Raw genomic sequence first — 13,554 nt, forward strand, 5'->3', positions numbered from 1 at the left:
CTAACTCTTGTTCGCAGGATTCGGCCGGCGGCTGCGGCCGAGCGAAACGACCCGGTCCTTGGCCTCCAGAAGCTTTGTCACTTTCGCGCCCAACGAGAGTAGCGTTGCGAGCCTTTCGGTTTCAAGTTGTTTTACGTCCTCATACCAATGGGTCAGCTGTTCGATCAGCGTGTGCATTTCGCTCATGCGCAGCTGCGCATGGCGCTCGGCCTCGCTGGCGGGGCGCTGCATCAGGATTTCGCGCAGAACCGACAGCGTCGGATCGACCTCACGCTTCTTCCGTTCCTCGGCAAGCGTCCGCAAGATGAGCCAGACATCATCGGGCGTGGTGAAGAAATCGCGGCGATCGTCCGGCCTGTGTTTGAGAAGGACGAGGTTCCAGGCCTGCAGTTCGCGCAGGCTCATCGACACGTTGGAGCGGGAGATGCCGAGCGACTCGGCGATCTCCTCGGCGCAGAGCGGTGCCGGCGAGACGAAGAGCAGGGCGTAGATCTGGCCGACCGTGCGGTTGATTCCCCAGCGCGATCCCATTTCGCCGAAGTGGAGAACGAAGGACTGGACGAGAGGCGGAAGGTTCATCGTTGTTTCCGTTGCGTCTGTGATTTCAGAAATTTCTGAAATCACTATACTGACTTTTGCACCTCGCCGCCAACCGGCAAGGCGGCCCTGCGTCAATTTGGATGTCCGTTCGTTGATCGTGGGTCGGATATAACCCGGCGCAGCATGGCTGGATTTGATTTGGATCAAGTCCGCCGCACTTTGCAGCGATGACGCGGAAACGCCCGGTTATGGCTTACCGGGCGTTCTGATCGGAATGCGATGATAGATAGGATGCAGCCTTCGCAGGCGGCTCAAATATTGTCGGCTCAGATCAAGCCGGCCAGGATCCCGACGCCTGCAATGGCGGCAACACTGCCCGCCGCGCGCGTTACGAAGGCGCCCTGACGTTCGCCGGCGCGGCCGATGATATAGCCGAGGGCGAGGCCGGCGGCATGGAGAAGCGCGGTCGCGACCAAGAAACCGAGGGCATAGGCGGCACCGCTCGCATCTTCCGGCATTTCGGCGCCGTGCGCATGACCATGAAAGACGGCGAAGAGGCCGATGAGGCCGAGCGCTGCGGCGAGCGGCGCCTTGACATTGAGGGCAATAACCGCGCCGAGGACGACGACGGAAAGCGCAATGCCGGTTTCAACGAAGAGAAGATTAATGCCGGCAACGCCGAGAGCACCGCCGAGCGCCATGACCAGAACGAAGGTCGCCGGCGCCAGCCAGGTGGCGCGACCGCCGAGCTGAAATGCAAAAACGCCGACCATCACCATTGCGAGGATATGATCGAGGCCGGACATCGGATGGGCAAAGCCATGGCTGAAGCCCGCGGCCTCGCCGATCGCGGGATGGGCGTAGGCTACGGCTGGAAGTGCTGTGGCAGCCAAAGCAAGCAGGCCGCTCTTGAGTGCTGATTTCATGGCTCATCCCTCGTAAGTTTTCGAACATCCTGCGGCCGCTGAAAACCGCGCGATTCCAAGTCGCGCGCATCACGCTAATTCAAGGAGCCCGTTCCGTCAACGACAACGCCACGAAATAACAAGGCAATTCAATTGCTTATCTGATAGGCAAATGCCGTTTTCGACAGCTTATCCCATTGCTCCGAGATCCGCCTGGAAACCTCCCGGCACAGGGGCTATCAATCATCCGGCGGAGCCAGCGCAAATCGCCCGCGACGAAGGAGACGCCCATGACGAACACCGAGCGGCCGCTGGCGATCAGCGCCCCCGAACCCCGCACGCTCGGGCTGATCTTCAGCGATCAGGCGCGCGCCGAGCTGCATGCGAAATACGAGATCGTCGAGGCCGATCCCGACAATATCGCCGGCCTCGGCGACGAGATCCTCGGCAGGACCCGTTACATTATCGGCCAGCCGCCGCTTTCGGCTGAAACGCTGGCGAAAATGCCGGCCCTGCGCTCGATCCTCAACGTCGAAAGCAATCTTCTCAACAATATGCCTTATGAGGTGCTGTTTGAGCGCGGCATTCATGTCGTGACCACGGGCCAAGTCTTTGCCGAGCCGGTCGCCGAAATCGGTCTCGGCTTCGCGCTGGCCTTGGCGCGCGGCATCGTCGATGCGGATGTCGCGTTCCGCGACGGCAACGAACTCTGGGGCGGGGAGGGCAATGCGGGTGCGCGGCTGATCGCCGGCTCCGAGATCGGTATTGTCGGCTTCGGCGATCTCGGCAAGGCGCTGCGCCGGCTGCTTTCCGGTTTCAGGGCCCGCATCAGGGTGTTCGATCCCTGGCTGCCCCGCTCGATCCTCGAGGAAAACGGCGTCGAACCCGCAAGCCTGGAGGAGGTGCTGAAAAAGAGCGATTTCATCTTCGTCGTCGCCGCCGTCACCAGTGAAAACAAGGGATTTCTCGGCGCAGAAGCCTTCGCCGGCATGCGCCGGGGTGCTGCCTTCATCCTGCTCAGCCGCGCCGACGTCGTCGATTTCGAAGCGCTGATGGCCGCCGTCTCGTCTGGTCATATTGTCGCGGCAAGCGACGTCTACCCAGAAGAGCCGCTGCCGCCCGATCACCCGGTGCGGAGCCTGAAAGGCTTCATCCGCTCGGCGCATCGGGCCGGCGCGCTCGACAGCGCCTTCAAGAAGATGGGCGACATGGTGCTCGAGGACATGGACCTGATGGACCGCGGCCTGCCGCCGATGCGCTGCAAGCGGGCGGAACGCGAAACGGTTTCGCGCATGCGTTCCAAGCCGGTCGCGGTGAATTAAGCCGGCAGACGGGGGCCACCTCAGGCGGCGCGCTGCCCGCTTCCCTGGATCGCGGCAAGCTTCCAGTCGGCGCCTGACTTGCGCACGAAGGTCCAGACCTCGGTGCTTTCGCTCGGGCGGCGATCGTCGCCGGAAACGACACGTCCGCTGTCGCGTTCGACCATGGCATCGATCGAGGAGTAACGCATGGCAAGCGTTGCATATTCCTGGCCGTCTTCGCGCCAGGCCTCGGCAATGTCGCCCTGCAGCAGCTTGACGTCGGAGACCCGGTTGCGCACGCCGTTGGTGGCGTTTTCGCCGAGTTCCTCGGCAAGATAAGACATCGCCTCAGGCGTCGTCAGCCGGCGCAGCGTGGCGTAATCCTCGGCACCGTAAGCGGTCTGAACGTCGGTCAGCAATTCCTCGAACTGATCGAGATCGGCCTGCGCCAGCCCGATCTCGTCGCTCGGCCGGTTGCCGCGCGAGGACGATCCTGAGCCGGCACCCGAACCGATCGCCGGGATCTGGAAGGACGAATTGTTGGCGGGCGACATACCATAGGGCCGGCTGAAGGAGCCGCCTTGGCCGCCGGCGCCGTAGGAAGGCTGGCGACGGTTGGCGAAATAACGCATGGCGAGCATGACGGCACCGCCGATCAGCGCGATCTGCAGCAGCATGCCGAGGAAGCCGAAGCCGCCGCCGAAACCGTGACCGAGCAGCATGCCGAGGAGGCCGCCGGCAATCAGTCCGCCGATCATCGAACGGCCGAAGCCGCCGAAGAGACCAGGGCGCTGGGCGCCGAACGGCTGCTGCGCGGTCGCTGGTGCCGTGGTCTGCGGGCGCGGCGTCATCGACCGTTCGATCGGCGCGGCGGGTGCAGGCGCGGTGCTGGTGACAGGCGGAGCCTGGAAGGTGCGGGTACCGCGGCTTCCGAAACCGCTGCTGCCGGCCCGGCGCGCTTCTGCATCGTCAAGGGAAGCAAAAACTGTGGCGCCCGTCAGAGCGGCAATTGCCGCGAACTTGGCAAAACGCGAAATGGCACTCGGCATTCCTGATCTCCTGTCATGCACGATCACGGCATGTCGGGAGAGAATATAGGTACTCTTTTCCAGGTTTGAAGTTTTTCGCCGCTTACTGGCAGACATCGACCCAGCTGGCGCCGGTCAGCTCGGCCAGCCGTCCGGTTTCGATGCGCACGGCCGAATTCGTCGAGCCGGCCGCCGGCACGACTTCATCGAAGCGCTTCAGCGAGATATCGCAATAGATCGGCAACGGCGAGGGCAGGCCGAACGGGCAGACGCCGCCGACCGGATGGCTGGTGACCGCCACGACCTCCTCGGCGTCGAGCATGCGCCCCTTAGCGCCGAAGGTGTCCTTGAACTTGCGATTGTCGAGCCTTGCCGTGCCGCCGGCAACGACCAGCATCATCTGCTCGCCGACGCGCAGGCAGATCGTCTTGGCAATCTGGGCCGGCTCGACGCCATGGGCCTCGGCAGCAAGCGCCACCGTCGAGGAGCTCTCGGCGGTTTCGATGATGTCGATATCGGGTGCGTTCGCACGCAGGAAAGCGCGGACAGATTCAAGGCTCATGGCCGCATGCTAGCGCATCGGCCCGAAAATCGGAACCGGTTTTCGGAAGGCACGATACGAGGATTGAAGGCGCCGCAGCCTGCTTTGCGCGTCTCGAAAGACAGGCGGGCCTGCCGGAGGGCAGGCACAATTCGAAGCGTAAAATGCACTCCCGAAAACCGCCGCTTGCAAGTCTGACAGACATCGTCATAATAATTTTGCACACGTGCTCAATTTTGTCATTCGGCCGTTACATCAAACCCCTAGAGCGGACATTGTCACGTTTTCGTGGGGTTTCGGAGCGGCCATCATCAGCAGTGCTGACCCGCCAAGAGGCTTCACACTGCTCTTCTAGGGAGACGAAGAAGATGACCATTTTGCCGACACTGAAATCCCTCACTATTGCTGCCGCCATCCTGGCCTCGAGCTCTGCAATCGTGCTTGCCAAGGACGTTCACATCAGCGTCTGGGCCGGCGGCACCGGCCCGAACGACGTCTATCGCCTCGACGCCATCGAGATCGCAGCCCAGCAGCTGCAGCGCGAAGCCGCCCTCAAGGGCGAAGACCTGAAGATCACCGTCGAGAAGAAGCCTTATTCCGCCTGGGAAGACTTCAAGCAGGCGCTGACCCTTGCGGCGGAGGCCAAGACCGCCCCGAACATCGTCGTCAGCGGCCACGAAGACATCGCCCCCTGGTCGCAGGCCGGCCTCATCGTCCCGATCGAGGATTACGTCGATCTCGACTCCTGGCCGCTCAGCGACATCTATGAAAACCTGCTGAAGATCGCCTCCTACAACGGCACCGTCTACGGCATTCCGCAGGATGCCGAATCCCGCCCGATGTTCTTCTGGAAGCCTTATATGAAGGCGATCGGCTACAGCGACGCCGATCTGGATGCGCTGCCGCAGAGTGTCCAGGACGGCAAGTACACCATGAAAAACCTGCTCGAAGACGCCAAGAAGATGCAGGACAAGGGCCTCGTTCAGCCCGGTTACGGCTTCTATCCGCGCACCAGCAACGGTCCCGATTATTGGCAGTTCTACACCAGCTTCGGCGGGACGATGGAAGAAGGCGGCAAGCTCGTCTTCGACAAGGCGGCGATGACCCGCACCTATCAGTTCTTCGCCGACGCCGTGAAATCGGGCGTCACCAAGAAGAACCACATCGGCATGCCTGGTGATCAGTGGTGGAAGGAAGTCGCCACCGGCAAGGCAGGCATCTGGGACGGCGGCACCTGGCATTATGCCCGCCTCGTCAACCAGGAAGGCCTCAAGGACTTCTTCGGCAACGTGATCTTCACGCTGATCCCCGCCGGCGAAGGCGGCAAGGCCAACACGCTGACCCATCCGCTCGTCTACCTCTTGACCGCAGGCCACGACCAGGAAGACACCGAGATCGCCGCCCAGCTGGTCAAGATCGCCTCCGAGCCGCGCACCAACGCGCTGCATGCGGTCAAATCGGCCCATCTCGGCATCTCCAAGTCGGAAGCCACCGTCGACTTCTACTCTGCCGACCGCTGGACCCGCGAAGCCACCGAGCGCCTGCTGCCGCATGCCAATGCAATGCCGAACAATTCCGATTTCGGCACCTATTGGAACATCATGTGGAAGAACCTCGAAGCCTCCTGGACCGGCGCCAAGACCGTCGACGCCGCCATCGGTGATGCCGAGAGCGAGCTGAAGAGCACGCTCGGCGACAAGATCGTCATCCGCTGAAGCATCTCTCCGGGCGGCGGCAATCCCGCCGCCCGGTCGGTTCCGCGAGGAGACCTTCCATGAAATCGTCCAGAACGCTCGGACTGGTGATGATCGCGCCTGCGGCGGTCATGATCGTCCTGTTCTTCCTGATGCCGGTGGTTCTGACGGCGGTCTTCTCGATGACCAACATGACGACGGCGACCGGCATTTCCGGCGGCGTCTACCAGATCGCGCCGAACTCCCTGATCGCGCTGAAATCGGCGCTGCCCGAAATCGCCGTGGAGATGGCCGAACCGCGCTACACCATCGACGAGGCGGGCCTTAAGGCCGTCGAAGGCCTCGGGCTTGCGCCGGGGATTGCCGCCGAATTGCGCGCCAAACATGCAGGTGAGGTCTTCCCGGCACGCCGCGACGTCGAGCGCATGATCAAGGATCTTGCCGAGCGACCTTCGACACGTGAGGTCAAGCAGATCTCCGAACAGTTCAACCGCTCCGTCCTCAACACCCGCTTCGACAGCAAGGAGCAGCTGTTTTCGGCACTGGACGATCTCGGTTTCAAGCTGACGCCGGAGCAGAAGGAAACCGTCGCCAAGATAACCTATACCGGCTGGACCTGGACGACCGACAATTTCTCGCGCATGGCCAGTTCGCCCGACATGGCGCGGGTGCTTTTCAATACGGTGCTCTATGTCGCGCTGGTGCTGACGCTCTTCAACGTCGGTTATGCCCTGCTGCTTGCCATCTGGACGCATTACATGCCGCCGACGCCCGCCTCGATCTTTCGCGGCATCTGGCTGCTGCCGCGCATCACGCCCGTCGTCATCTACGTCCTGCTGTGGAAGTGGCTCGCCTGGGACAGCGGCTTCATCTCTATCCTGATGGGCAAGTTCGGCTACCCCCCGAAGAACTACCTGCTCGATACCGCCTATAATGCCTGGTTCTTCGTCGTGCTGATCAACGGCTTCATCGGCGCTTCAATGGGCATGCTGGTGTTCTCCTCGGCGATGAAGGCCATTCCGAAGAGCCAGTTCTATGCAAGCGAGGTCGACGGCGCTTCGCGCTGGCAGCAGATCCGCTACATCATCCTGCCGCAGATGCGTTGGCCGATCCTCTTCGTCACCTGCTACCAGACGCTGTCGCTGCTCGCCTCCTTCAATGAGATACTGCTCGCCACCAATGGCGGCCCGGGCAACGCCACCGAGGTCTGGGCGCTCGCCGCCTACCACACCGCGCTCAGGAACTATGCCGGCAATCTCGAATACGGGCTGGGCGCCGCCATGGCGCTGGTGCTCGTTGTCATCGGCGTGGCGCTGTCACTCGTCTATCTGCGCGTCTTCAACTACGGCACGCTCGTCGCCAAGCCCCTGATCGAGGATTGACCATGGCCGAACGCTCGCAGCCCTCGGCAAACTACCGCAGCTGGCCTGTCATAACGGCACTGACCATCGTCAGCCTGCCGCTGCTGCTGATGTATGTCTATCTCTTCCTCGACACGGTGACGGTGAAGCAGCCGGATGCACTGCTGCCCTCCGGCTTGACGATCAATCACTGGCGCTTCCTGTGGCAGACGACGGCAGGCAAGGCGAATATCTGGCACGTGACGCTGAATACGCTGCTATTTTCGGCCTGCACCACCAGCCTGGTGCTGATCGTCTCGTCGATGGCCGGTTACGTGCTGTCGCGGCTGAACGTGCCGGCGCGCGGTTTCTTCCTGGCCGGCGTCATGGTGCTGCACGCCTTCCCGTCGGTGACGCTGATCATCGCCATTTTTATCGTGCTGCAGATGATCGGCCTCTATAATTCGCTGATCGGCGTCATCCTGGTGAAGGCGGCGATCGATCTGCCGCTCGGCATCTGGCTGATGAAGGGTTTCTACGACACCGTGCCCTGGGAAATCGAAATGGCCGGCGTCGTCGACGGCGCCTCGCGTTTCCGCGTCTGGCGCAGCCTCGTGCTGCCGCAGGTCAAGCCGGGCATCATGGCGCTCGGCCTGTTCTCCTTCCTCGCCGGCTGGGGTGAGTTCATCCTGCCGCAGGTGCTGGCGCCGGGCAATCAGGTGCAGGTGCTGTCGGTCTATCTGGCGGGCTTCCTCGCCGACGACAACAATTACGATTTCAATATGTTCAAGGCGGTCGGCCTCTTCTACCTCATCCCGGTGCTGATTGCTTACGCGCTCTTCAACAAATATCTCATGAACATCTACGGCGGCGGGAGCAAAGGCTGATGCGCATACTCCTCGACAATTTCTCGAAGAGCTTCGGCTCCACCAAGGTTATCGAAAACATGCAGCTCGAAGTCGGCGACGGCGAGATGCTGGCACTGCTCGGCCCTTCCGGCTGCGGCAAATCGACGACGCTTTTTGCGGTCTGCGGCATTCACCGGCCGACCAGCGGGCGCATCCTCTTCGGCGACCGCGACGTCACGGATCTGCCGAGCCAGGCCCGCAATGTCGGTGTGGTCTTCCAGTCCTATGCGCTCTACCCGCACATGACGGTTGCCGAAAACATCGGTTTTCCCCTGAAGGTGAAGGGCGTGCCTGCCGCCGACATCCGCAAGGAGGTCGAGCGCATTTCCGAGCTTGTTCATATCAGCAATCTCATGGAGCGCCGTCCGGCGCAGCTTTCCGGCGGCCAGCAGCAGCGCGTGGCGCTGGCGCGCGCGCTGATCCGCAAGCCCGATGTGCTGCTGCTCGACGAGCCGCTCGCCAATCTCGACGCCAAGCTGCGCCTGGAAATGCGCTCGGAAATCCGCCGCCTGCAGCGCGAGACCGGCATCACCGCCATTCTCGTCACCCATGACCAGGTTGAGGCGATGAGCATGTGCGACCGCATCGCCATCATGAAGGAAGGCGAGATCGTCCAGATCGCCACGCCGGCCGAAATGTACAATGATCCGAAGACCGCCTTCGTCGCCGGCTTCCTTGGCAACCCACCGATCACCTTCCTGCGCGGCATCGTCGACAAGGGCGCCTTCACCGTCCCGGAAAGCGAAATCCGCGTGCCGCTGCCTGATACCGTCGGCGCCGCCGAGGGCACGAAGCTGATGCTTGGCGTCCGGCCGGAGCATTTTACGCCTGCAGGCGATACACCCGTCTCCGGCAAGGTCACCTTCGCCGAAACGCAAGGGCGGGAAAACCTTTACGACGTCCGTCTTGCCGGCGGCCCGCTGCTGCGCTCGATCCAGCCGGTGCGCAACGATATTCACGTCGGCGATGATGTCCGCTGGGCGATCGACAGCTCCGGTGTGTTCGTCTTCGACGAGAACGGAACGAGGCTCTGATGAACCGCAATTTTTCGGCATTTTTCGAGCGTTACGGCTGGCCATCGGCCAAGGGCCGGCTTCCCTTCTGCATCGGCCATCGCGGCGCCAGCGGCCATGAGCGCGAGAACACGATATCGGCTTTCCGCCGCGCTGCCGAACTCGGCGCCGAGATGTGGGAACTCGATACGCAGCTGACCCGCGACGGCGTGGTCGTCGTCTCGCATGACGACCATCTCGAGCGCGTCTTCGGCATCGACCGCCGCATTTCGGAAATGACGGCCACCGAGCTCGCCACCCTCGACGGCGTCGATGTCCCGAGTTTTTCGGAGGTCGCCGCCCTCGGCCGCGAGACCGGCACCGGTCTCTATGTCGAGCTCAAGGCTCCCGGAACCGGCATGCTCTGCTGGCGCCATCTTGCCGAGATGAACCAGCGTTTTGCCTGCCTCGGCTCCTTCGATACGGCCCAGGTGCGCGAACTCCGCGACGCCGGCTGCGACTTCCCGCTTTCGGTGCTGGTCCGCGTCGGCCATGATCCACATGCGCAGGGCGACGAGGCCGGCGCCGATATCCTGCATCTCTGCTGGGAGAGGGCAGGCGAGCGGCCGCAGGATCTGGTGACCGAGGCACTGATGCACCGCGCCTTCGAGGCCGGTCGCGAGATCGTGCTCTGGCACGAGGAGCGGCGGAGCATTCTCGATGACATCATGAAGCTTCCGGTTCTCGGCATCTGCACGGATTTGCCCGATCTGATGCGGCCGTCGGCAGAGGGGGAAAAAGCAGTTGGCAGACAGGGATAAGGGACCGCACAAGGTAACCTCATTCGACGTGGCGCGCGTCGCCGGTGTTTCGCGCGCCGCCGTGTCGCGCGCCTTCACGCCGGATGCCAGCGTCTCGCCGAAAACGCGCGAGAAGGTCTTCCAGGCCGCCAAGGATCTCGGCTATCGGGTGAACTATCTTGCCAGAAGCCTCACCAACAAACGTTCCGATCTCGTTGGGGTCGTTGCCGCCGGCCTCGACAATCCGTTCCGGACGCTGCAGATCGAGAACCTGGCAAGAGTGCTGATCGCCCGCAATTTCCGCCCAATCCTGCTGCCGACCTCGCAGGAGGCGGATACCTCGACGGTCATCGGCCAGCTGCTGCACTACGCCGTCTCCGGCGTCATCGTCACCTCGGACGCGCCGCCGACCGAAATTTGCGAGCAATGTGCGGCCGAAGGCGTGCCGATCGTGCTGATCAACAAGGGCAACGATATCCCCTTCGTCGACCGCATCATCTCCGATGACCGCATGGCCGGCTATCTCGCCGCCGCCCATCTGATCGACAGCGGTGCGCGAAAGCTCGCCGTCATGGCGGCTCCCGCCATATCCTATACGGCGCGGCGGCGAAGCGAGGCCTTCATCGCGCGCTGCAAGCAGCTCGGCGTCGAGGCACAGCTGCTGCAGGTCAGGATCAACGACTACAAGAGCGGCTATGATGCGGCTGCCGACCTTGCCGCATCCGGCATCGACGGCTTGTTCTGCGCCAACGACTACATGGCCTGCGGCGTTGTCGACCGGGTCATGCAGGGCCGCAGCCGCGACGATGCGGCGCCGCTCTCCATCATCGGCCATGACGACATCCCCCAGGCGAGCTGGACCGCCTACGACCTTACGACCATCCGCCAACCCTGCGATCTCCAGGCCGAACAGACAGTCGACCTGCTGATGAGCCGGATGGCTGAACCGGACCTGACGGCTCGCGTCGAATTCACGCCAGTAACGCTGATAAGAAGAAGGACTGCCTGATGAATCCCGCATTCGATGCCGCCGCCATCCGCGCACGGGCGGAGGTCGCGATCACAGTCGCCCTCGAGGCCGGACGGGAAGCGGCCCGGTTTCGGCGCGACTCCAATCCCGGCACGCTGGCCGTCGAAAACAAGGGATTGCAGGATTTCGTCACCATCGCCGACAGGAAGACCGAACAGGCGATCCGCGACGGGCTGCTCTTACGCTTTCCGGGCGATACGTTCATGGGCGAAGAGAGTGGCGGGCGATCAGGCGAGGGCGGCACCTGGGTCGTCGATCCGATCGACGGCACGACCAACTATATCAGGGGCTTCCGACATTGGGCCGTGTCGATCGCCTTCGTCGCCGGCGGCAGGGTCGAGATCGGCGTGGTCTACGATGCCACCGAAGACAAGGTCTTTCACGCAATCCGCGGCGGCGGCGCCTTCAAGGACGGGCTGCCGATCCATGCGGCCGCAACCACCGATCCGGCCAATGCGCTCGTCATTCTCGGCCATTCCCGCAAGACCAGTTTCGACGACCATCTGGCGCTCTCCAAGCGGCTCCACGAACGCGGCATGGACTATCGCCGTACAGGCGCGGCGGCGATCGACCTCGTTCGCGTCGCGGAAGGTGCTGCCGATCTCTATTACGAGCGCCATCTCAATGCCTGGGATATGCTTGCCGGCGCACTGATCGCCGAAGAGGCCGGCGCCATTGTGGCGATGCCTGGTGTCGACAGGCTGCTTACCGATGGCGGACCGGTTATCGCCCACTCCCCGGGACTTACAGGCGAATTCGCCTTCATCCTCGACATCGAGGGGCTATAGAGCATGTCGCGCCAAGGCGGGCAGCGGTTAAGCAACAACGCGATTGCGACCGGTCTTTTTCGCCGTGTAGAGATTCTGGTCGGCGATCGCCAAGATCTCGTTCGGAGCGCTGGCAGACAGCGTATTGGCCACACCGATGCTGATCGTGACGCGCAGTCCGTTGCAGATCTCCGACCAGTTCCATTGTTCAACGGCCGCGCGCAGCCTCTCGCAGACATCGGCGGCCCCTCGGGGAGGGCCGGCCAGCAGGACGACGAACTCCTCGCCGCCAAAGCGGATCGCCTGATCGGTAATCCTGAGCTGGTTGCGCAATATGGTTCCGATGGCGCTCAGAACCTGGTCGCCGATCATATGAGAGAAATTGTCATTGACCGACTTGAAGTGATCGACATCCAGCATCGCGATGGAATAGGGACGTTTCTCTGACGTCAGCTCCTTGAAGCGGCTGTCGAGATATTTGCGGTTATAAAGTCCAGTCAGTGCGTCCAGATAGACGGCATTGGCAAGAATATCGGTCTCTTCCTGCAGTTTCTGATAGGAAGCCTCCAGCGTATCGGCGCGCTTCGCCTCGGTTTCGGCAACTTCCTTCAGCCGCTTGGTTTCATAGTAGATTTCGGCCAGGCGTGCGCGCTGCTGGGTCCTCTCGGCGCTGTTCTGCAGGTAGGCCTGGTGGTATTTTTTGTGGGCCTCCAGCGCCAGATCGAACTGCCCCAGCCCTTCATGAGCCTGCGACAGATAAAAATAGATCTGAATATAAGAATCGAAACTGCCGCCCTCGCCGATCAATGCCATCGCTTCGAGCAGCAGCGACCGGGCTTCCTCGAATTTTCCGTGATTATTGTAGATTTGGCCGAGCGTGTAGAGATATTGCTGCCTGTCCCTGACATAGCTGTTTTCCTGAAACAGCTGATAACGCTCCATGCACCGGACGGCCTTCTCGTGCTCGCCGAGGTGACTGTAATAATCGGCGTTGTTGCCGAGACAGATGCGCGCAGCCCAGCTGTCGCCGATCTCGATGGCCAGGTCGAGTGCCTGATCGGTCAGCTCAAGCGCTCGCGTCAGCATCCGGCGTCCTTCTTCCGGCTGGCCGAGCGCTTGCGCAATATAACCGCTTTCAGAATGAGCGCCGCCGAGATTGACGAGCCACCAGCATTCATAGGTCTTGTCGCCGATCGATCTGGCGAGCTCGACGGACCGCTCGCTCATCAGGATGGCCCGGTCGGGCTGTTTGTTGTACCAGAAGATAATTCCAATGACGTTGGTGGCGAGGCTTTGCGCTTTCGGGTCCGCGGTCCTGTCGGCCAGATCCAGCGCGCGCGTGGCCTCTTCGATCGCCTCCTCAGGCAGGCCCATTTCCAGCAGCAACCATCCGAAATAGGCCCGGGCATAGGATTCCTGGGCCAGCTCCCCGGTCGATTTCCAGAAGTCCACCGCCCGGCGGACATGCGTCAGCCCGAGTTCGGCCTTGCCGGTTTGAAAACAGTACCAGGCAATGTCCGTATCGCATCGAGCGGCGAGCCGGTCGTCGCCCCGCGCCCTGGCATCGGCAAGAATTTCGCCGGCCAGCGTGAGTGCCTCGAGCGAACGGCCGGTACACCCAAAATGCCACGCTTTCTGTAAGCTGAAATTTTCTCGTTGAGTAAATGCTAAAGTATCAACAACTTGCATATCGCACACCAACATTGTC

At 62.2% G+C, this 13,554-nt stretch carries 13 protein-coding genes; 8 read left to right on the plus strand and 5 right to left on the minus strand.

Annotation, left to right across the window (positions count from 1 at the left end; translation table 11 throughout):
- Both FHX14_RS25600 and FHX14_RS25605 read right to left on the minus strand, forming a co-directional pair.
- Positions 1–579, minus strand: a complete 579-nt coding sequence (locus FHX14_RS25600; RefSeq protein WP_184379551.1) for a GbsR/MarR family transcriptional regulator — start codon at positions 577–579, stop codon at positions 1–3.
- Positions 580–866: 287 nt separating this feature from the next.
- Positions 867–1,466 carry a HupE/UreJ family protein gene (locus tag FHX14_RS25605; RefSeq protein WP_184379553.1) on the minus strand — a complete coding sequence of 200 codons (600 nt, stop codon included), beginning with the start codon at positions 1,464–1,466 and terminating at the stop codon, positions 867–869.
- 269 nt (positions 1,467–1,735) lie between these two features.
- Between FHX14_RS25605 and FHX14_RS25610 the strand changes: the two genes are divergently transcribed.
- Positions 1,736–2,767 carry a hydroxyacid dehydrogenase gene (locus tag FHX14_RS25610; RefSeq protein ID WP_184379555.1) on the plus strand — a complete coding sequence of 344 codons (1,032 nt, stop codon included), beginning with the start codon at positions 1,736–1,738 and terminating at the stop codon, positions 2,765–2,767.
- A gap of 20 nt (positions 2,768–2,787) precedes the next feature.
- Here the strand turns inward: FHX14_RS25610 and FHX14_RS25615 are convergent, their stop codons facing one another.
- Together FHX14_RS25615 and FHX14_RS25620 are read right to left on the minus strand one after the other, a co-directional pair.
- Complete coding sequence (locus tag FHX14_RS25615; RefSeq protein ID WP_003595698.1) at positions 2,788–3,795, minus strand: Tim44 domain-containing protein; 1,008 nt, start codon at positions 3,793–3,795, stop codon at positions 2,788–2,790.
- An 82-nt stretch (positions 3,796–3,877) separates the two neighbouring features.
- Entirely contained in the window at positions 3,878–4,336 is a 459-nt protein-coding gene (locus FHX14_RS25620; RefSeq protein WP_003595696.1) for a YbaK/EbsC family protein, read from the minus strand.
- A gap of 347 nt (positions 4,337–4,683) precedes the next feature.
- Between FHX14_RS25620 and FHX14_RS25625 the strand changes: the two genes are divergently transcribed.
- From FHX14_RS25625 to FHX14_RS25655, 7 genes are read left to right on the plus strand one after another with little or no spacing between them, the layout of a single operon-like run.
- Positions 4,684–6,030, plus strand: coding sequence for an extracellular solute-binding protein (locus FHX14_RS25625; protein ID WP_184379557.1), 1,347 nt, complete (start codon positions 4,684–4,686; stop codon positions 6,028–6,030).
- A gap of 59 nt (positions 6,031–6,089) precedes the next feature.
- On the plus strand, positions 6,090–7,391 hold the full coding sequence (locus FHX14_RS25630; protein WP_184379559.1) for an ABC transporter permease subunit: 1,302 nt from the start codon (positions 6,090–6,092) through the stop codon (positions 7,389–7,391).
- A gap of 2 nt (positions 7,392–7,393) precedes the next feature.
- Positions 7,394–8,236 carry a carbohydrate ABC transporter permease gene (locus FHX14_RS25635; RefSeq protein ID WP_003595691.1) on the plus strand — a complete coding sequence of 281 codons (843 nt, stop codon included), beginning with the start codon at positions 7,394–7,396 and terminating at the stop codon, positions 8,234–8,236.
- Positions 8,236–9,291 carry an ABC transporter ATP-binding protein gene (locus FHX14_RS25640; RefSeq protein WP_184379561.1) on the plus strand — a complete coding sequence of 352 codons (1,056 nt, stop codon included), beginning with the start codon at positions 8,236–8,238 and terminating at the stop codon, positions 9,289–9,291. The genes FHX14_RS25635 and FHX14_RS25640 overlap by 1 nt, the downstream gene beginning before the upstream one ends.
- A complete protein-coding gene (locus FHX14_RS25645) occupies positions 9,291–10,070 on the plus strand; it encodes a glycerophosphodiester phosphodiesterase (RefSeq protein ID WP_183694877.1) in 780 nt (259 codons plus the stop codon). Before FHX14_RS25640 ends, FHX14_RS25645 begins: the two co-directional genes overlap by 1 nt.
- Entirely contained in the window at positions 10,054–11,058 is a 1,005-nt protein-coding gene (locus tag FHX14_RS25650) for a LacI family DNA-binding transcriptional regulator (RefSeq protein ID WP_184379563.1), read from the plus strand. The genes FHX14_RS25645 and FHX14_RS25650 overlap by 17 nt, the downstream gene beginning before the upstream one ends.
- Positions 11,058–11,867, plus strand: a complete 810-nt coding sequence (locus tag FHX14_RS25655; RefSeq protein WP_184379565.1) for an inositol monophosphatase family protein — start codon at positions 11,058–11,060, stop codon at positions 11,865–11,867. The genes FHX14_RS25650 and FHX14_RS25655 overlap by 1 nt, the downstream gene beginning before the upstream one ends.
- Positions 11,868–11,894: 27 nt before the next feature.
- Here the strand turns inward: FHX14_RS25655 and FHX14_RS25660 are convergent, their stop codons facing one another.
- Positions 11,895–13,550 carry a GGDEF domain-containing protein gene (locus FHX14_RS25660; RefSeq protein ID WP_184379567.1) on the minus strand — a complete coding sequence of 552 codons (1,656 nt, stop codon included), beginning with the start codon at positions 13,548–13,550 and terminating at the stop codon, positions 11,895–11,897.
- Positions 13,551–13,554 lie beyond the last annotated feature (4 nt).

The organism is Rhizobium sp. BK619, from assembly GCF_014195245.1.
GTDB lineage: Bacteria > Pseudomonadota > Alphaproteobacteria > Rhizobiales > Rhizobiaceae > Rhizobium > Rhizobium acidisoli.

Bases quoted from the DNA above. Each gene is read 5' to 3' on its own strand.
- FHX14_RS25600 (WP_184379551.1), bottom strand. From the start codon at position 579: ATGAACCTTCCGCCTCTCGTCCAGTCCTTCGTTCTCCACTTCGGCGAA.
- FHX14_RS25605 (WP_184379553.1), bottom strand. From the start codon at position 1,466: ATGAAATCAGCACTCAAGAGCGGCCTGCTTGCTTTGGCTGCCACAGCA.
- FHX14_RS25610 (WP_184379555.1), top strand. From the start codon at position 1,736: ATGACGAACACCGAGCGGCCGCTGGCGATCAGCGCCCCCGAACCCCGC.
- FHX14_RS25615 (WP_003595698.1), bottom strand. From the start codon at position 3,795: ATGCCGAGTGCCATTTCGCGTTTTGCCAAGTTCGCGGCAATTGCCGCT.
- FHX14_RS25620 (WP_003595696.1), bottom strand. From the start codon at position 4,336: ATGAGCCTTGAATCTGTCCGCGCTTTCCTGCGTGCGAACGCACCCGAT.
- FHX14_RS25625 (WP_184379557.1), top strand. From the start codon at position 4,684: ATGACCATTTTGCCGACACTGAAATCCCTCACTATTGCTGCCGCCATC.
- FHX14_RS25630 (WP_184379559.1), top strand. From the start codon at position 6,090: ATGAAATCGTCCAGAACGCTCGGACTGGTGATGATCGCGCCTGCGGCG.
- FHX14_RS25635 (WP_003595691.1), top strand. From the start codon at position 7,394: ATGGCCGAACGCTCGCAGCCCTCGGCAAACTACCGCAGCTGGCCTGTC.
- FHX14_RS25640 (WP_184379561.1), top strand. From the start codon at position 8,236: ATGCGCATACTCCTCGACAATTTCTCGAAGAGCTTCGGCTCCACCAAG.
- FHX14_RS25645 (WP_183694877.1), top strand. From the start codon at position 9,291: ATGAACCGCAATTTTTCGGCATTTTTCGAGCGTTACGGCTGGCCATCG.
- FHX14_RS25655 (WP_184379565.1), top strand. From the start codon at position 11,058: ATGAATCCCGCATTCGATGCCGCCGCCATCCGCGCACGGGCGGAGGTC.
- FHX14_RS25660 (WP_184379567.1), bottom strand. From the start codon at position 13,550: ATGTTGGTGTGCGATATGCAAGTTGTTGATACTTTAGCATTTACTCAA.